17 protein-coding genes are annotated in these 17,645 nt (G+C 72.1%); all 17 read right to left on the minus strand.

Annotated elements, in window-relative coordinates:
* Positions 1 to 81: 81 nt before the first annotated feature.
* Positions 82 to 1,200 (minus strand): hypothetical protein, encoded by a 1,119-nt coding sequence (locus CLT71_RS11815; protein ID WP_101367138.1) that lies wholly within the window; start codon positions 1,198 to 1,200, stop codon positions 82 to 84.
* Positions 1,201 to 1,237: 37 nt separating this feature from the next.
* The gene (locus CLT71_RS11820) at positions 1,238 to 2,116 is read right to left on the minus strand and encodes an RluA family pseudouridine synthase (RefSeq protein WP_101371371.1); all 879 of its coding nucleotides are present in this window, start codon (positions 2,114 to 2,116) and stop codon (positions 1,238 to 1,240) included.
* Positions 2,117 to 2,193: 77 nt separating this feature from the next.
* Positions 2,194 to 2,910: a signal peptidase II gene (lspA, locus tag CLT71_RS11825; RefSeq protein ID WP_486483669.1), complete on the minus strand. Its 717-nt coding sequence runs from the start codon at positions 2,908 to 2,910 to the stop codon at positions 2,194 to 2,196.
* A 44-nt stretch (positions 2,911 to 2,954) separates the two neighbouring features.
* Positions 2,955 to 3,374, minus strand: coding sequence for a TraR/DksA family transcriptional regulator (locus CLT71_RS11830; RefSeq protein WP_101367140.1), 420 nt, complete (start codon positions 3,372 to 3,374; stop codon positions 2,955 to 2,957).
* Between the two features lie 431 nt (positions 3,375 to 3,805).
* Complete coding sequence (locus tag CLT71_RS11835; protein WP_101367141.1) at positions 3,806 to 5,305, minus strand: potassium/proton antiporter; 1,500 nt, start codon at positions 5,303 to 5,305, stop codon at positions 3,806 to 3,808.
* Between the two features lie 25 nt (positions 5,306 to 5,330).
* Positions 5,331 to 5,636, minus strand: a complete 306-nt coding sequence (locus tag CLT71_RS11840; protein ID WP_101371372.1) for a DUF167 domain-containing protein — start codon at positions 5,634 to 5,636, stop codon at positions 5,331 to 5,333.
* A gap of 60 nt (positions 5,637 to 5,696) precedes the next feature.
* Positions 5,697 to 6,443 carry a hypothetical protein gene (locus CLT71_RS11845; RefSeq protein ID WP_101367142.1) on the minus strand — a complete coding sequence of 249 codons (747 nt, stop codon included), beginning with the start codon at positions 6,441 to 6,443 and terminating at the stop codon, positions 5,697 to 5,699.
* A 73-nt stretch (positions 6,444 to 6,516) separates the two neighbouring features.
* Positions 6,517 to 7,326, minus strand: a complete 810-nt coding sequence (locus tag CLT71_RS11850) for a DivIVA domain-containing protein (protein ID WP_101367143.1) — start codon at positions 7,324 to 7,326, stop codon at positions 6,517 to 6,519.
* Positions 7,327 to 7,366: 40 nt separating this feature from the next.
* A complete protein-coding gene (locus CLT71_RS11855) occupies positions 7,367 to 7,681 on the minus strand; it encodes a YggT family protein (protein ID WP_101367144.1) in 315 nt (104 codons plus the stop codon).
* Between the two features lie 23 nt (positions 7,682 to 7,704).
* Positions 7,705 to 8,421 carry a cell division protein SepF gene (locus CLT71_RS11860; RefSeq protein ID WP_101367145.1) on the minus strand — a complete coding sequence of 239 codons (717 nt, stop codon included), beginning with the start codon at positions 8,419 to 8,421 and terminating at the stop codon, positions 7,705 to 7,707.
* 192 nt (positions 8,422 to 8,613) lie between these two features.
* Complete coding sequence (locus CLT71_RS11865; RefSeq protein WP_101367146.1) at positions 8,614 to 9,363, minus strand: YggS family pyridoxal phosphate-dependent enzyme; 750 nt, start codon at positions 9,361 to 9,363, stop codon at positions 8,614 to 8,616.
* Between the two features lie 8 nt (positions 9,364 to 9,371).
* Positions 9,372 to 10,469 (minus strand): cell division protein FtsZ, encoded by a 1,098-nt coding sequence (gene ftsZ, locus CLT71_RS11870; protein WP_101367147.1) that lies wholly within the window; start codon positions 10,467 to 10,469, stop codon positions 9,372 to 9,374.
* Between the two features lie 293 nt (positions 10,470 to 10,762).
* Positions 10,763 to 11,701, minus strand: a complete 939-nt coding sequence (locus CLT71_RS11875; protein WP_143743442.1) for a cell division protein FtsQ/DivIB — start codon at positions 11,699 to 11,701, stop codon at positions 10,763 to 10,765.
* On the minus strand, positions 11,698 to 13,203 hold the full coding sequence (gene murC / locus CLT71_RS11880; protein ID WP_101367148.1) for a UDP-N-acetylmuramate--L-alanine ligase: 1,506 nt from the start codon (positions 13,201 to 13,203) through the stop codon (positions 11,698 to 11,700). The genes CLT71_RS11875 and murC overlap by 4 nt, the downstream gene beginning before the upstream one ends.
* A 289-nt stretch (positions 13,204 to 13,492) precedes the next feature.
* Positions 13,493 to 14,599: an undecaprenyldiphospho-muramoylpentapeptide beta-N-acetylglucosaminyltransferase gene (gene murG, locus CLT71_RS11885; protein ID WP_101367149.1), complete on the minus strand. Its 1,107-nt coding sequence runs from the start codon at positions 14,597 to 14,599 to the stop codon at positions 13,493 to 13,495.
* Complete coding sequence (locus tag CLT71_RS11890) at positions 14,599 to 16,029, minus strand: FtsW/RodA/SpoVE family cell cycle protein (protein WP_486483670.1); 1,431 nt, start codon at positions 16,027 to 16,029, stop codon at positions 14,599 to 14,601. The genes murG and CLT71_RS11890 overlap by 1 nt, the downstream gene beginning before the upstream one ends.
* A 451-nt stretch (positions 16,030 to 16,480) precedes the next feature.
* Positions 16,481 to 17,611, minus strand: a complete 1,131-nt coding sequence (mraY, locus tag CLT71_RS11895) for a phospho-N-acetylmuramoyl-pentapeptide-transferase (protein WP_101367150.1) — start codon at positions 17,609 to 17,611, stop codon at positions 16,481 to 16,483.
* Positions 17,612 to 17,645 lie beyond the last annotated feature (34 nt).

The raw sequence follows: 17,645 nt of genomic DNA on the forward strand, positions 1-17,645 counted from the left end.
CTATTCGGGCCACCTACGCCAGCGCATCCATCGCCGTCGGCGTGCCCACCGTCGACCAGACGTCCATCGTGCCGCCCACCGTCACGCTCCGCCGCTCGCCCCGGTGGTGGGCGGTTCGACCGGCGGTGCCTCGACCGGCGGCCGGTCCGACGGTATCTCGGCCGTCGGCGAATCAACCGGCGGGTCCGGCCTCGGTGGATCGTCCTCCACCGGGGAGTCCGCCGTGGGCGGCGGCGCCGTGCCGCCGGGACCGACCGGACTCGCGGTACCGGCGACCGGTGGGTCGGCCGCCGGACGGGTCGAGGTCGGCGGGGCGGGCGGGTCAGCCTCCGGCGTACCCCCGGCGTCCGGGTCAGCGGTCTCGTCGCCGTCGGTCGCCGGCAGGCTCGCGTCGGCGGGCGGGCGGGCCACGTCGGACTGCTCGGGCAGCGGCGGTGTGAAGACGGTACGGTCCAGTCGCCGTACCTCCGGTGCCGGGTCGACGGCCCGTACCTCGGGTCGGGCGGCGATCCGCTCCAGTGCGACCGGTTCACCGCGGACCACCGCCGCGTAGACGCACGAGCATCCGATCCGGTAGGCGGTCGCCTCCTCGTCGGCGACGCGGGCGCCACTCGAGTAGTACCGGCGCAGTTCCCGCTCCCCGGCGCCGTCGCCGCTGACCCCGGCGGCCCGCTCCTGGTAGTCCCGGGCCTCCTGGTCCTTGCGGGCCGCCACCTCCGACATCCCGGCGACCACGTCGTCCGGGACCCGCATCGCCGGAATGCGGACGATCTCGGTCTGGGTGCCGGGGCGCCACAGCCGGGCGAAGACCTCCGAGACACCGATCCCGGTCAGCACCGGGGTCAACCGGTCCGGCGCGAGATAGGCCGACATGGTGACCAGGGCGTACGTCGGCTCCGCCGGCTCGGCGGCGCTGGCGGCGATCAGCGAGCGCAACTCTCCCCGGGTCGCCTCCACGTAGTCGGGGATCGACTCGCCCTGCATCACCCCGACCCGGGTCACCTCGCCGACGGTCGGGTCGCCGGCCGGCCGCCGGTCAGCCGCCCAGACGGCGGTGACGAGTACGGCCGCCGAGCAGAGCAGCGCGACCGTGGTCAGCAGCCGGAGCCGGAGCGGGCCGTACCCGAGCCGGGCCATGCCCCGGGCCAGGGGCGGCAACAGTCGGCTGTCCAACTGTCGCAACAGATCGCCGAGGCGCACGGACGAACTCCCTCGTCGGGTGATCCCTGCCGGTCGGTCAGTCGCGCAGGATGCGGAGTGCAACTTCCAGGTCGTCAGGGTAGTCGCTGACGAACCGGACCTGCTCGCCCGTCCGGGGGTGTGCGAAGGCCAACTCGCGGGCGTGCAGCCACTGACGGGTGAGCCGGAGCCGGGCCGCCAGGGTCGGATCGGCACCGTATGTCAGATCACCGACACAGGGGTGCCGCAGCGTGGAGAGGTGCACCCGGATCTGGTGCGTACGCCCGGTCTCCAGCCGTACGTCGAGCAGGCTCGCCGCCGGGAACGCCTCCAGGGTGTCGTAGTGGGTGATGCTCGGCTTGCCGCCGGCCACCACCGCCCAGCGGTAGTCGTGGGTCGGGTGCCTGTCGATCGGGGCGTCGACGGTGCCGCGCAGCGGGTCGAGATGCCCCTGCACCACCGCGTGGTAGCGCTTCTCCACCTCGCGGGCCTTGAACGCCCGCTTCAGCAGGCTGTACGCCTGCTCGCTCTTGGTCACCACCATCACGCCGGTGGTGCCGACGTCCAGCCGGTGCACGACGCCCTGCCGCTCGGCCGCGCCGCTGGTCGCGATGGTGTGCCCGAGCGCGGCCAGCCCGCCGATCACGGTGGGGCCGCTCCACCCGGGACTCGGGTGTGCCGCCACCCCGACCGGCTTGTCGACCACCACGATGTCGTCGTCGGAGTAGACGACCCGCAGGCCGGGCACCGTCTCGGCGATGACTGTCGGCGCGCTGGGTGGCGCCGGCAGCACCACCTCCAGCCACGAGCCTGCCGAGACCCGGTCGGACTTCGGCCGGGCGGCACCGTCGACCAGGGCGTCACCGGCCTCGACAAGCGCCGCCGCCACGGTGCGGGACAGACCGAAGAGCCGGGACACCGCCTGGTCCAGCCGCATGCCGTCGAGGCCGTCGGGTACCGGCAGGGAACGCCGGTCGCCGGCCGGCCGCAGCGGGCCGGCGTCGGAGATGGAGGTCACGACAGGTCCCGTCGCTCGGTGTCGGTCCTGGTTCCGGTCCCGGTTCTGGGTTCGGGCTCGGTTCTGGTCTCGTGCTCGGTTCTGGTTTCGGGCTCGGCTTCGGCGTCGCTGCCCTTCGGCCGGGAACGCAGCCGGGTGCCGTCCCGCTGCCGGCCGCTCAACTCCAGCAGCACCGCCAGGACGACGCCGCTGACCAGGGCGCTGTCCGCCAGGTTGAAGATCGGCCAGACCTGCCCGTACGGGTCGAAGAGGCTGACCATGTCGACCACGTGCCCGACGAACAGGTCCGGTGCCCGGAAGATCCGGTCGGTCAGGTTGCCGAGGGCGCCGCCGAGGACCAGGCCGAGTGAGATCGCCCAGGGCAGCGAGCGCAGCCGGACGGCCATCCAGCCGATCCAACCGATCACCCCTGCGGTGACCAGCGGGAAGATCCAGGTGTAGTCGGAACCGAGGCTGAACGCCGCCCCGCTGTTCCGGGTCAGGGTCAGATAGACGGCGCCGCCGAGCAGGCGTACCGGATCACGGTCGGCGAGGGTCTGCAGGGCGAGGTGCTTCGTGCCGAGATCGGCGAGCCAGGCCAGTACGGCGGTGGCCAGCAGTACCGTGACGGCCACCCGCCGGCCCCGCCCCGGTGTGGACGGATCCGCCCCGGGCCCGGTCGCCCGGGCCTGCGCGGTCGCTTCGTCGTCGGTGGTCGTCCGCTCGTCGTCGATGTTCAGCAGGAGTCCCTTCCGTCAGCTTCACCGCCCGGTGCGGCTCACCGGCGCTCCTCCAACTGCTTGCACGAGACGCACAGCGTGGCGGAGGGGAACGCGGCGAGCCGCTCCACCGGGATCGGATTGCCGCACCGCTCGCACCAGCCGTAGCTGCCCTCGTCAAGCCGCTCCAGTGCCCGCTCCACCTGTGTGATGCGTTCCAGGATGCTGTTGGCGAGGGAAATCTCCTGCTCCCGCTCGAACGTCTTGGTGCCGGTGTCGGCCTGGTCGTCCCCGGCCGAGTCGGTCAACCGGTCGCGCTGCAGCTCGGTGATCTCGCTCAGCGTCTGATCGTACTCGGCACGGAGTTCGTCCCGGCGGGCCGCCAGCGCGGCGCGGATCTTCTCGGTCTCCGCGGCGCTGCGCGACGTCTTCGGGGCCGACTTGCGGCCGGCGGTCCTGGTCTCGGCTGGCTTAGCCATCGTCGCTCCCTCGGCCGCGGACTCCGCGGCGGTCGGCCGTGCCTGGACAGGAACCTCCGACGCTCCCGTGACGGTCCGGCAGGTCCTGCGCGGTCCGGTCGCCGCGGCGGGCGCGACCGGTGGGGTGCTGCCGGCGGAATCCGCCGCCGGGTCCCGGAGGCGCCGGACGCTTGTGCCGCGCGGCGGTGCGGGATTGTCCGGTCGGGTGCGGCACGGGCAACGAACCGGACATTCCGGTTGTCTCGCCTCCGGCCCCTGCCCGTCCGACCACGACGCCCCCCATTGCAAAAACGGGCGCGCGGCGGGACGCCGCGCACTCCGGAGGTTGGCAAGAATACGGAACGTACAGACGTCCGACAACATGCCGCACCGATGTTACCGATTTCAACCCGTAATAATCCGCAAACCGGGCAAAGGGAACAATAGCAGTATCAGGTACGATCGTCGCCGTACTCCCCAAACCAGCGGGCCAGTCGACCGCGTCGGTTGACCGCCCGAAGCCGACGCTCCACCTCGTCCCGAACCCGGGCCGTCGCCACGATCAACAGGCTGTCCCCGACCTTGAGCCGGGTGTCCGGCCCGGGCACGAACCCGACGCCGTCCCGGGAGACCAGCGTGACCGAGGCACCCACCGGCAACCGCAGCTCGTCCAGGTGTACGCCGACCAACCGCGAACCCGGCGGAATCTCCAACTGCAACAGGTCCGCCCGCATCCGTTCCAGCGGAGCGGTCTCCACCCGCAGCTCGGTCAGCTCGGCCGGGGCGGCTATCCCCAGCCGGCGGGCCACCGGCGCCAGGGTACCGGCCTGCACCAGTGTGAAGATCACCACAAGTACGAAGACGGTGTCGAAGAGCTGGTCGGCACCGGGCAGCCCCTCGGAGAGCGGAATGGTGGCGAGCACGATCGGCACCGCCCCGCGCAGCCCCGCCCAGGACAGGTACGCCTGCTCCCGCAGACCCACCCGGAACCCGGTCGCGCTGACCAGTACCGACAGCGGCCGGGCCAGGAAGGTCAGGGCCAGCCCGGTGACCACCGCCGGCAGCAGCGCGTCCTCCAGCCGGCCCGGCGAGCTGAGCAGCCCGAGCAGCACGAAGAGGCCGATCTGGGCTAGCCAGGCCAACCCGTCGGCGAACCCGAGGATCGCCTGCCGGTGCGGCAGCCGCGAGTTGCCCAGCACCACCCCGGCGACGTAGACCGCGATGAAGCCGGAGGCGTGCAGCACGGTCGCCACCCCGTACGCCAGCACGGTCAGGCCGACCGCGGCGATCGGATAGAGCCCGGAGGAGGGCAGGGCGGCCCGGCGCAACGTCCACCGACCGAGCATCCCCACCCCGAAGCCGAGTACGGCGCCGACGGCGAGTTCGTAGCAGACCAGCAGCGCCTCGTACCACCAGTGGTGGCCGGCCAGCGACGAGGTGGAGAGCAGCACCACCAGCAGTACCACCGGGGCGTCGTTCATCCCCGACTCGGCCTCCAGGGTCGCCACCAGCCGACGCGGCAGCCGCAGCCAGCGCAGCGTGGCGAAGACCGCCGCCGCGTCGGTGGAGGAGAGCACCGCGCCGTAGAGCAGCGCGAGCCGCCAGTCCAGGCCGAGCAGGGCGTGCACCACCACCCCGACCACCCCGACGCTGACCAGCACCCCGACGGTGGCCAGCGTGATGGAGACGCTGAGTACCGGTCGCAGGGTGCTCCACCGGGCGGTCAGACCACCCTCGGCGATGATCACGATCAGCGCGCAGAAGCCGAGTGCCCGGGTCAGCTCGGCGTCGTCGAACCGGATGCCGAGCCCGGATTTCCCGATCGCCACCCCGAGGGCGAGATAGAACAGCAGACTCGGTACGCCGAGCCGGGTCGAGAGCCGGACCGCGCCGACGGCGACGAGCAGTACCGCCGCCCCGATCAGCAGGGCGAGGTCGAGCCGACCGGTCACCTCCGCCGCGCAGGTGGCCGGCCCGTCACCGAGCGGATCCGTCGCGCAGCTGGCGCAGTCGCGCGTCGACCTCGGGACCGGCAGCGTCGACCAGGAAGAGCTTGTCGCGGCTGGCCGCACCGGTACGCAGGCGCACCGCCGCCGGCCGCAGCCGGAGCGCCTCGGCCAGCGCCCGCCGGGCCGCCTCGGTGGCCCGTCCGTCGGCCGCCGGTGGATGTACCGCGATCACCAGTGCGGGCCCGTACGGCCCGTCGAAGCGACCGCCGACCCGGGCCCGGGACGAGCCGGGCTTGACCCGGACCGCGACGGTCAGCACCGTCGGCCCGGTCACCGCGACCACACCGGAACCCTCCGCGCCGCCGAACCGCGCCGATGCCACCGGCGCCGGCGGTCAGCCCCGGGGCGCATCTGCGAGCAGGGCGGTGTCCGGCTCGCAGAGCCCGCACGGGGTGAAACCGAGTTCCACCGCCTCGCTCACCGGAAGCGGTTCGCTCTCCCGCCCGGACAGGTGTGGACAGTGGGCGAGGTGGTAGCGCGGTCGGCCGTCGACCACGTACACGTCGTCGAGCAGGGCGGCGACAAGCGCGGCGTCGGCCTCGGAGACCGGCTGGGATGCCGGCTCGTCCGCCGGGAGGTCGCCGTCCGGCTCCCCCTGCGCGCCCGGGCCCGCCACCGGCGCCTCCGACGCGCCGGCCGGTTGCCGCCAGCCGGTGTCGTCGTCGTCAGCGCCGCCGTCCGGGTGGCCGTCTCGGCGAGTGCCGGCCCGGGTGGCCTGGGAGGGAACCGTTGCCTCGACAGGCTCGGTGAGCACCGATCCGCTCTCGCCGAACGGGTCGGTCGCGTCGCCGCCGAGGCGTGGGTCGGTCGGTGCCATCCGGGTGCTGGTCGGTGGCCGGCGACGGCGTGGTTCGCCCTCGCCGCCGCCACCACGTGCGGCCAGCCCGTCGTCATCGTCCGGAACGAAGCCACTGGCCACGCCCCGCTCCCCGGCAGCCTGCCGGGCGCCCACCACCAGTGCGACGGCGGCCAGCAGGCTGACCGCGATCGAGCTGATCAGCAGCCCGCTCGACCCGCTCGCCAGACCGAGCACGAGCAACGCGACGGCGACGAGGATGAGCACCAGACTGCCGACTATCACGGCTCACCCCCGACGCATCGGTTCCGGTTGTCGTGCCGCGTCCTGTCGTACCACGCCGGTCCCCGTCAGGGGATCAGCGCCCGGTCTCGAGTGCGCCGGAGCGCCCGCTCCCGCCGTACGAGTTGGCCAGGCCCGCGGTGGCGAGGCCGGGAGTGCTGCCACCGGACCGATTGCCGTCGGTCCGGGTCATCTCCACCTCAAGGCCCTGGCCACGCCCGTCGAGGTCCCGCAACTGGCTCTCCAGGTACGCCTTGAGCCGGGTGCGGTACTCGCGCTCGAACTGCTTGAGCTCCTCGATGTGCTTCTGCAACGCGGTGCGCTTGGCGTCCAGGCCGCCCATCGCCTCCTGGTGCCGCTGGCGGGCGTCCCGCTCCAGCGCGTCGGCCTTGGCCCGCGCCTCCCGGGTGACCTCCTCGGCCTTGGTCCGCGCCTCGGAGAGGAGCTGGTCGGCCTCCCGGCGCGCGTCGGAGACGTGGTCGTCCGCCGTGCGCTGCGCCATCATCAGCACCCGGAGAGCCTGCTGCTCCCCGTCGCCGCCGCCGACCGCCGGGCCGCCCTGGGCCCGGACCTGCTCCAGTTCGGCCTGCATCGCCCGGGCCGCCTGCTCGGCTGCGGCCTTGTCGCGCTGCACCCGGTCGAGCTGGGCCTTGACGTCGTTGAGTTCGGCGGCCAGCCGTGGGTCGGGGCCCGGGCCGGCTGGTGCGCCGCCACGGCCACCGCGCTCCACCTGGGCGCGAAGTTCGTTGTTCTCCTCGATCAGACGGGCGAGCTCGCGCTCGACCTCGTCCAGAAACGCGTCGACTTCCTCCTCGTCATAGCCCCGCTTGCCGATCGGTGGCTTCTTGAAGGCGACGTTGTGCACGTCGGCCGGGGTCAGCGGCATCGAAACTCCTCGGGTCAGTTGCGGCCGCGCGGCACGCCGGTCACCAGGTTGCTGAACTGTTGATCAACGGCCCTAACACGAATCTCATCAGCACGAACAGGATAACCAGAAGCACAAGGGAGGCCAGGTCGATGCTCACGGTACCAATTCGCAATGGTGGGATCACACGCCTCAACGCCTTGAGAGGCGGATCAGTGACGCTCCACACCGACTCCATTCCTGCCGAGGCTCCCCGGCTCGGCTGCCAGCGGCGCCCGTACTGCAGGACGGCACTTAGGACAAACCTGGCCAAAAGCACCAGCAGGAAGACGTAGACGATCAGGTAGAGGACCTGAAACAGGATGGACAGAAGCACGGCAGGCGGATCCCTCGGTCGGGCTAGCTCAGGCTGAAAAACCCACCCTCAGCGATCTTGGCCTTGTCCTCCGCGGTGACCTGGACGTTAGCCGGTGAGAGTAGGAACACCCGGTTGGTCACGCGCTCGATCGTACCGCGCAGCCCGAACGCCAGACCGGCGGCGAAGTCGACCAATCGGCGGGCATCGGCCTCGTCCATCTCGGTGAGGTTGATGATCACCGGAACGCCGTCCCGGAAGTGCTCACCGATGGTGCGACCCTCGCGGTAGGTGGTGACGTGCAGCGTCGTGATCTGGTAACGCTGCTCCGGCTGCTCCACCGGCACGGGCCGCTCCCGCAACTGGGCCTGCGGTGCGAGCGCGAGATTGTCCCGGGTCTGGTACGTCAGCGCGGCGGACGGCTCGGTGCCACTCGGCCGGCTGATCGACCGTACGCTCGATCGCTCGGCGCGTTCGGTCCGCTCCGGACGGTCACCATCGACCCGATCGCGATCGCGGTCGTGCTCGACGGAGCGGCCGACGTTGCGCTCGGCGAGCCGGGTCCGCTCACCGGCCCGGGGCCGGGGCGGCGGCGCCTCGTCCTGCTCCTCGTCCTCGTCGGCGAACTCGTCGGCGTACCGGCTCTGCCGGTAACGCGACTCGCGGTAGCCACTCTTCTCGTAGCCACCGTCGTCGTAGGCCCGCTCGTCATCCTCCTCGACGAGCCCGAGCCAGACCCCCGCCTTGCGCAGTGCACCCATCCCGCGCCCCTCCGTCCGCCGTGCGACACCCACCCCCTGTGCCGTGCCCCTGTCACGCACGTGAACACCGCAGTGCCCACTGGCCCGAGTCGGCAACCCCGGCACGACCGTGAAACCGGTCTCACCCCGACCCCCGCCAGTGGGGATGCCGACTCAAACAACACTGATGTAGTTTGGTGTCCGGTTGTCAGGCTACCGCAGCGTGCTACGCATTCCGAGCAACGCGCTGCCGATCCGCACATGTGTCGCGCCGTGAGCGATCGCCGCCTCCAGGTCACCACTCATCCCGGCCGAGACCACGACCGCCTCCGGATAACCGGAACGCAGCCTGGCGGCCACCCCGGCCAACCTGGCGAAGGCGGGCTCCGGGTCCGCGCCGAGCGGGGCGACCGCCATCACCCCGGCCAGGCGCAGCCGGCCTGACCCGACGACCGCCGCCGCGACCTGGTCGACCCCCCGGTCCGGGTCGTCGCCGTCGACGAGCGCGCCGCCCCGGTCGGCGGCACCGTCCAGATTGACCTGCACCAGCACCTCCAGCGGCTGCTCCCGGTACCGCGCCGCCGCGTCGGCGAGCGCACCGGCAAGCCGTACGCTGTCGACCGAGTGCACCAGGTCGGCGTACCGGACGACAGAACGGGCCTTGTTGCGCTGGAGCTGCCCGACGAAGTGCCACCGGACCCGGGCACCGGTCGCCGCCACCTCGGCCGCCTTCGGCGCCGCCTCCTGGTCGCGGTTCTCCCCCACGTCACGCACGCCCAGCCCGGCCAGCAGCGCCACATCGGAGGCCGGATACGTCTTGGTCACCGCGACCATGGTGACGCCGGCCGGATCACGTCCCGCCGCCGCGCAGGCGGCATCGATCCGGGCACGTACCCGGGCCAGGTTGGCCGCGAGTTCGGCCCGGCGCTCGTCGTCCGGCGCCGGAAGGGGTGGTTCGGACATCTGTCGACTCAGGAACCGTTCTTGAGGAAGTCCGGCACGTCCACGTCGTCGAAGAGCACCCGACGCGGGGCCTGCACCGGCGGTGCGGGGGGCGGCGAGACCGGCGCGACGGCCGGCGGGCTGACCTTGCGGGCCTGCTCCACCGGCTTGTAGGCCGGAGCGCCACCGTCGAAGCCGGCCGCGATGACTGTCACCCGGACCTCGTCGCCGAGCGCGTCGTCGATCACGGCACCGAAGATGATGTTCGCGTCCGGGTGGGCGGCGTCGGTTACCAGCTGCGCCGCGTCGTTGATCTCGAAGAGGCCGAGGTCGGAGCCGCCCGCGATGGAGAGCAGCACACCCCGGGCACCGTCCATGCTCTGCTCCAGCAGCGGGCTGGAGATGGCCGCCTCGGCCGCCTCCACCGCCCGGTTGTCACCCCGGGCGCTGCCGATGCCCATCAGCGCGCTGCCCGCGCCGCTCATCACGCTCTTGACGTCGGCGAAGTCCAGGTTGATCAGACCCGGCGTGGTGATCAGGTCGGTGATCCCCTGCACACCGGAGAGCAGCACCTGGTCGGCCTGCCGGAAGGCGTCCATCATGCTGATGCCCCGGTCGCCGAGCGCGAGCAGCCGGTCGTTCGGGATCACGATCAGGGTGTCGCACTGGTTGCGCAGCTCGTCGATGCCGGCCTCGGCCTGCACCTGCCGGCGCTTGCCCTCGAACGAGAACGGCCGGGTCACCACACCGATGGTGAGCGCGCCGAGCTTGCGGGCGATGTTCGCCACCACCGGCGCGCCGCCGGTACCCGTACCGCCGCCCTCGCCGCAGGTCACGAAGACCATGTCGGCGCCCTTGAGGACCTCCTCGATCTCGTCGCGGTGGTCCTCGGCGGCGTTCTTGCCGACGTCCGGGTTGGCGCCGGCGCCCAGTCCCCGGGTCAGCTCCCGACCGACGTCGAGCTTGACGTCGGCGTCACTCATCAACAGGGCCTGTGCATCGGTGTTGATCGCGATGAACTCGACGCCCTTGAGCCCGACCTCGATCATCCGGTTGACGGCGTTGACGCCGCCGCCGCCGATGCCGACGACCTTGATGACCGCCAGATAGTTGTGCGGAGGTGTCATCGCTGGTCCTTTCCTTCGATCTCGGCGGCCGCTACCCCGCCCGGCGATCCGGCCGGAGCGAGGCCGACAACCATTCGGTACGAGGATGCGAAGGGTAACCCTCACCCTCTACTAGAGGCTTACAGTTATGTCAACCATTGATCCTCTCGGGGCAACGTATGCGTACGCGCGGCCGAACCCAAGGACCTGCGCGGCGTGTCGGCACGCCCGCCGACAAACGTCACTTGCGAACCGCCGACCGGCGTGTCGACACGACCGACCGACCGAGCACGGGGCGCCGCCCGAACCACCGGTCAGCGGATGGTCACCACGTCCGGGGTGCGTACGTCGATGGTGTCCCCCTTGCGGGCCAGCAACGACGTCGCCACCTGCGCCTTCACGTCGCTGCGCGAGGCGTCGCCCCAGAGCACCGTACGGCCGCCGCGCAGTTTGACGGTGATCCGGGCCGGGCCCTCCACCACCAGTTCGACGAGACGCTCCCGCAGTTCCGGGGTCAGGTTGGCCAGCACCGTCAGCGCCCCCTTGGTGGCGCTGTCGTCGGGACCGGGCTCACCGAGGCGGGCCAGCGGCAGCCCCGCCGGCCGATCCGACCGGGTCTGGAAGACCACCCCGGCCGCGTCGATGACCAGGAAGCGCCGGTTCTGCGGCACCACAGCGACCGGGGTACGTTCCACCACCTCCACCCGCAGGGTGTTCGGCCACTGCCGGGAGACCGTCACCCGGGCCACCGGCGGCAGCTCGGCGACCCTGGCCCGTACCCCGTCGAGGTCGACCCGGGCCAACGGAACCCCCTCGGTCACCTGGGCCGCCTGGCGTACCTGGTCGTCGGTGACCAGGGTGGCACCGACGACCCGCAGCGTACGGAAGCCGAGGACCGGGGTGGCGTACACGATCGCCGCACCGGCGAGGCTGAGCACCAGCACTCCGGCCAGCACCGTCCACGGCAGCGCGGCGCGTACCCGGCGTTGCCTGGCCCGGCGGGTGAACCGGCGTACCGACGGTGGCACCGCGTCGGTGCTGGCCCGGACCAGTCGCCAGCCCCGACCCGTACCCGAGCGGCGCTCCGGCGGGCGACCCGCGCCGGTGCGCGGGTTACCGACCCCCGGTCCGCCCCGGACCGAGCGGCCCGCGGCACGTCCGCCACCGGCTCCCCGGCCGGACTGCCCGGGACCGCCGGAGCGACCGCCCGGAGCCGGACCGCCGGACCGGCCCCGGGACGTGCCCGGACTCATTCGGCGTCGCTGGCTGCCCCGGCGCCGCGCGGGGCTGCCCCCGGCGCTCCGGCCTCCGCCGCCGCGTCCGGCTGACCGTTCGCCGCGCCACCGACAAGTGCGTCGAGCAGCTCGTCGCCCATCAACGAGATCGGCGGGGCGCCCATGGTCACCACCACGTCACCCCGGCGGGCCCGCCGGGCCACCTCGGCCGGTACGTCCGACCAGGAGGGGAGGAAGATCTTCCGCTCGGCCGGCAGGTCGATCGCCTCGGCGAGCGCCGCCCCGCCCTCACCGGGCGCCCGCACCTCACCCGGGCCGAAGACCTCCAGCATCACCACCTCGTCGGCGATGGCGAGCGCGGTGGCCATCTCGGCCTGGAGGTCCCGGGTCCGGTAGACCCGGTACGGCTGGAAGACGACGATCAGCCGACCGTCGCCGGCCACCTCCCGCAGGGTCTTCAGCGCGGCGGTCATCGACGTCGGGTGGTAGGCGTACTCGTCGTAGACGTGGACGCCGGCCGCCACCCCCTTGCGCTCGAACCGGCGGCGTACCCCGGGAAAGGAGGCCAGCGTCGAGGTCACCGAATCCATCGGCAGGCCGAGCTTGCAGGCGGTGAGCACCGCCGAGGCGCTGTTCAGCCCGATGTGCGCGCCGGGCACCGGCAACCGGACCTCGCCCAGCGACTCGCCCTGCAGGGTGGCGAGATAGCGTACGCCGCCGGCCGACGAGACCACGTCGGTCAGCCGCAGGTCGGCGTCCTCGGCCGTGCCGTAGGTGTACACCGTCCGTCCCTCGTCGCGCAGCCGCTCGGCCATCCGCCGGGTGCCCGGGTCGTCCGCGCAGGTCACCACGAACCCGTCCGGGTCGGTCAGCCGGGCGAAGTCGGCGAACGCCTCCTCCAGGCCGGCGTAGTCGCCGTACGTGTTGAGGTGGTCCTCGTCGATGTTGGTGATGATCGAGACGTACGGCCGGTAGAGCAGGAAGGAGCGGTCGCTCTCGTCCGCCTCGGCGACGAAGTACTCCCCGCTGCCGTGGTGGGCGTTCGAGCCGACCTCGGAGATCTCGCCGCCGATCACGAAGGACGGATCCTGGCCGGCGTGCTGGAGGATCAGCGTCACCATCGAGGTGGTGGTGGTCTTGCCGTGCGTGCCGGCGACCGCGATCGTGCGCCGGCCGGTCATCGCGGCGGCCAGCGCCTCCGAGCGGTGCAGCACCCGCAGCCCGCGCTCCCGGGCGGCGACCAGCTCCAGATGGTCCTGCGGGATCGCGGTGGAGTAGACCACTGTGTCGACGCCGTCCAGGTTGGTCGGGGCGTGACTCATGTGGATGGTGCCGCCCAGCGCCCGCAACCCGGCCAGCGCCGGCCACTCCCGCAGCTCGCTGCCGGAGACCTGGAGGCCCCGGGTGAGCAGCAACCGGGCCAGCCCACTCATGCCGACCCCGCCGACCCCGATCAGGTGGATGCGCCCCAGGTCTTCGGCGGCCAGCGTGCCGACCGGGCTGAACTGCGCGGTGTTCATGACACCAGCCTTCCACTCGGAATCCGTCCGGTCACCGGCTTACCAACACTCACTGAACCGGTCTTCGTTCGCGACTGCGGGGCTCGCAAACCCCGCTCACTCCTCGCGCTCACCGAACCCGCCTTCGTTCGCGACTGCGGGGCTCGCAAACCCCGCTCACTCCTCGCGCTCACCGAACCCGCCTTCGTTCGCGACTGCGGGGCTCGCAAACCCCGCTCACTCCTCGCGCTCACCGAACCCGCCTTCGTTCGCGACTGCGGGGCTCGCAAACCCCGCTCACTCCTCGCGCTCACCGGGCCACCGCCTCGTAGACGAAGTCGAGCAGTGCCTCGTCGCCGTCGCGCCGGCCGTACCCGGCGGCGGCTGCGCCCATCGCGGCCAGCCGGTGCGGGTCGCGGATCAGCGGGATCACGGTCCGCTCGACCCAGGCCGCCGTCATCTCCGAGTCGTCGACCAGCAACCCGCCGCCGGCCTCCACCACCGGCAGGGCGTTGCGCTTCTGCTCCTGGTTGCTGTGCGGGTACGGCACGTAGACCGTGGGCAGGCCGATCGCCGCCACCTCGGCGCAGGTCATCGCCCCACCCCGGCCCAGCATCAGATCGGCAGCGGCGTAGCCCAGCTCCATCTGCGAGAGGTACGGCAGGGTCACGTACGGCACCGGCAGGTCGTGCGGCACCTGCACCGGCTCGTTGCGGGCGCCGATCACGTGCAGCACCTGCACCCCGGCCGCGGCGAGTGCCTTGGCCGCACCGGCCACCGCCAGGTTGATCGAGCGGGCGCCCTGCGAACCGCCGGCCACGAAGAGCACCGGCAGGTCCGGGTGCAGGCCGAACTGCTGGCGTGCCGCCGCCCGGTGCGCCACCCGGTCGATGGTGGTGATCCCGCGCCGCAGCGGCACCCCGACCACCCGGGCGTGGCGCAGCGACTCGGCCTGGGCCGGCTGGTGCGGGAAGCCGACCGCCACGTGCTTGGTGAATTTCATGCCGAGCCGGTTCGCCACCCCCGGCGGCACGTTCACCTCGTGGATCACGATCGGCAGCTCCCGGCGCCACGCGGCGAGGTAGGCGGGCACCGAGACGTAGCCGCCGAACCCGATGACGACGTTGGCGCGTACCTCGTCGATCACCTTTCCGGCGGCCCGGGCTGCTTTCCACATCCGGTCCGGCGTACGCATCAGGTTCATGTTGACCGACCGGGGGAGCTGATAGGCCGGGATCTGCCGCAGATCGTAGCCGTGCGGCGGAATCAGCTCGTTTTCCAACCCTTTCGGGGTGCCGACGCAGGTGATCCGCACTCCCGGGTCGTGCCGGCGCAGGCAGTCGGCAAAGGCGAGCAGCGGGTAGATGTGCCCACCCGTGCCTCCTCCCGCTAGCAGCACCGACCGCAGCGGACCCATCAGCGTCTCCTCTCGCTCGCCGTACCGGCGCGCCCTCGCCTCGCCCGGCCACCAACTGGCCCGGCCTCGGACTCCCGTCGCCGCCCGGTTCCGGCCCCGGACAGGGGTTCCCGGGGGGCCGGCGCGGGTGTCCGCCCGCGGCGGCGCGCCGAGGGAAGCGGCGGCAACGGGGCCCAGAGTAGCCGTACCCATCGGGGTGCCGGACGGGCATGCAGGGCCCTGGCGGCGTCCGGTTCGGCGCGGGCGAACGAGGCGAGCATGCCGATCGCGGCGAGGGTCACCACCAGTGCGCTGCCGCCGTCGGAGATGAACGGCAGCGGCAGGCCGGTGATCGGCAGCAGCCCGACCACCCCACCGATGTTGATCACTGCCTGGCTGACCAGCCAGGCGGTCGCGGCGGTGGCGGCGAGCCGGCGGAACGGGTCGGCGACCCGGCGGGCGATCCGCAGTCCGGTGTACGCCAGCACCGCGAAGAGGGTCAGCACCACTGCACAGCCGACCACGCCCAGGTCCTCGGCGAGGATGGCGAAGATGAAGTCGTTGTGCGCCTCGGGCAGCCAGTTCCACTTCAGGCTGCTCTTGCCCAGTCCGACGCCGAACCAGCCACCGTTGTCGATCGCGTACCGGGCCTGAAGGTACTGGTAGCAGTCGGTCAGCCCGCACTCGTCCGCCGGCGGCGGGTTGAAGAACATGGTGAGCCGGGCCAGCCGGTAGTTCTTGGCGTCACCGTCGCCGGAGCCGGCCCCGATCGAGGCGGCGGCGACCAGCAGCCCGACCCCGACCAGGCCGAAGATCGAGAGGGTGGCGAAGACCCGCTTGCGGATGCCGGCCGCCCAGAGCAGCCCGACCACCACTGCGAGCAGGCAGAGCATGGTGCCCAGGTCGTTGTAGCCGACCAGCAGGAAGAGCAGGCCGACCACCGGGAAGAGCGGGGTGGCCAGCTCCCGCCACCAGCCGAGCGCGGCACCCTTGCGGGCGATCATGTCGGCGCCCCAGAGCACCAGGCCGAACTTCGCCAACTCGGAGGGCTGCACCTGGATCGGGCCGATGTACAGCCAGAGCAGCCGGGCCTCCAGCGGGCCGAGGACGGCGTCCCGGTCCCCGTTGAGCTTGTCCCACAGGTGCAGGACGTCCAGCACCACCAGCAGCACCACCGCGACGCCGAGGGTGGGCAGCCCGACCGCCCGGAAGGTACGGGCCGGCAGGCGCTGGCAGATCCAGAACGCACCCAGCCCGATCAGGGCGAAGAGCGCCTGCTTGGCCAGCATCGCGAAGGCGTTGCCGTCGCTGGCGTACGCCCGGACGCTGGTCGCCGAGAAGACCATCGTCAGCCCGATCAGCAGCAGCAGTCCGGAGCTGGAGATGAGCAGGTAGTAGGAGGCGAGCGGCCGGGCCAGCAGCCCACGCAGCGCGGCCAGTCCACCGGCCAGGTCGACGCCGGTCGGGGCGCCGGGCGGACGGGCGGTGCCTGCCGGGCCACGTGCACCGGTGCCTGCCGGGCCACGTGCGCCCGCGCCTGCCGAGCCACGAGCGGCGGTGCCGACCGGTTCACGCGCGCCGGCGACCGATCCGCGTGTGGCCCCGGTCGGGCGTGCGGTGCCGACCGGTTCACGCCCGGTGCCGTCGGCCGGCCGCCCGCCGTCGTCGGTGGGCCGCCCGTCGTCGTCCGGCTGCCCGCCGCCGGTGGACCGCCCGCCGCCGGCCGGCTGCCCGCTGGCCCGGCGGCCGGCGGGACCCCCCGGCCGTCGTGGCTGTTCCCCGGTCACCGCGCCGTCCCCTCGTCCTCCCCCATCCGCCCATCATCGGCGCTGGTCCGGCCGCCCTGGCGCAGGCGGCCGGCCGGCGTGTCGGATCGGTACGGCGTGTCCCGACCCCGCGGGGTCAGGTGACGGAGGCGAGGAACTCGCTGTAGAAGAGGCCGAGGGCGATCGCCACCCCGATCCCGGCGATGATCCAGAATCGGACGACGATGTTGACCTCGCTCCAGCCGGCGAGTTCGAAGTGGTGCTGGAGCGGCGACATCCGGAAGACCCGTTTACCCGTGGTCCGGAACGAGATGATCTGGATGACCACCGACATCGTGATGATCACGAAGAGCCCGCCGAGGATCGGCAGCAACAGCAGGGTCCGGGTGGACATCGCCATTCCGGCGATCAGGCCGCCCAGCCCGAGCGCCCCGGTGTCGCCCATGAAGATCCGGGCCGGCGAGGTGTTCCACCAGAGGAAGCCCACACAGGCCCCGGCCGCCGCCCCGGCGATCAGCGCGATCTCCAGCGGGTCCCGGACGGTGTAGCAGTACGCACCGCCGCTGGCGTAGTCCGGGTCCGCACACCAGTGCCGGTACTGCCAGAACGCGATCAGCGCGTACGCGGCCAGCACCATCACCGAGGCGCCGGTGGCCAGCCCGTCCAGCCCGTCGGTCAGGTTGACGCCGTTGGTCGCGGCCATCACCACGAAGATGATGATGATCACCGAGGCGACCTTGCCGACCTCCAGCGCGTCGATGTCGCGGATGAAGGAGAGAGTGGTGCTGCCGACCGTCTCGGTGTTTGTCGCCACGCCCGACGCGTCGGTCATGGTGCTCGGGAAGTAGAGCGCGATCACCCCGAAGACGGCACCGACCAGGATCTGGCCGAGCAGCTTGCCCCGCTTGTTCAGCCCGGCGCTGTTGCGCTTGCGGACCTTGAGGAAGTCGTCGATGAACCCGACCGCGCCGGAGAAGACCATCAGTCCGAGTAGCACCAGCGCGGTGATTGTCGGCTCGACCTGGGCGATCTGCTGGTCGGGCAGGGTGGTCAGGGCGACGTGTCCGGCGACGTACGCGATCACCGTGGCGACGATGAAGACCACGCCGCCCATCGTCGGCGTGCCCTTCTTGCCCTGGTGCATCACCGGGCCCTCGGCCCGGATCGGCTGGCCGGCCTTGAGCCGGGTGAAGACCTTGATGGCGATTGGCGTGGTGAAGAGCGAGATCAGGAACGCCACACCGATGGCGACGATGACCGCCCTCACGCCGGCCCGCCTTCCGCCGCGACCGACCCGACGA

This window comes from Plantactinospora sp. CNZ320 (assembly GCF_002846275.1).

What these genes read in the sequence shown, in the direction of transcription:
- murG (WP_101367149.1), bottom strand. Translation starts at nt 14,599, where the DNA reads ATGGGTCCGCTGCGGTCGGTGCTGCTAGCGGGAGGAGGCACGGGTGGG.
- CLT71_RS11860 (WP_101367145.1), bottom strand. Translation starts at nt 8,421, where the DNA reads ATGGGTGCACTGCGCAAGGCGGGGGTCTGGCTCGGGCTCGTCGAGGAG.
- ftsZ (WP_101367147.1), bottom strand. Translation starts at nt 10,469, where the DNA reads ATGACACCTCCGCACAACTATCTGGCGGTCATCAAGGTCGTCGGCATC.
- CLT71_RS11830 (WP_101367140.1), bottom strand. Translation starts at nt 3,374, where the DNA reads ATGGCTAAGCCAGCCGAGACCAGGACCGCCGGCCGCAAGTCGGCCCCG.
- CLT71_RS11865 (WP_101367146.1), bottom strand. Translation starts at nt 9,363, where the DNA reads ATGTCCGAACCACCCCTTCCGGCGCCGGACGACGAGCGCCGGGCCGAA.
- CLT71_RS11850 (WP_101367143.1), bottom strand. Translation starts at nt 7,326, where the DNA reads ATGCCGCTGACCCCGGCCGACGTGCACAACGTCGCCTTCAAGAAGCCA.
- CLT71_RS11820 (WP_101371371.1), bottom strand. Translation starts at nt 2,116, where the DNA reads ATGCGGCTGGACCAGGCGGTGTCCCGGCTCTTCGGTCTGTCCCGCACC.
- CLT71_RS11875 (WP_143743442.1), bottom strand. Translation starts at nt 11,701, where the DNA reads ATGAGTCCGGGCACGTCCCGGGGCCGGTCCGGCGGTCCGGCTCCGGGC.
- murC (WP_101367148.1), bottom strand. Translation starts at nt 13,203, where the DNA reads ATGAACACCGCGCAGTTCAGCCCGGTCGGCACGCTGGCCGCCGAAGAC.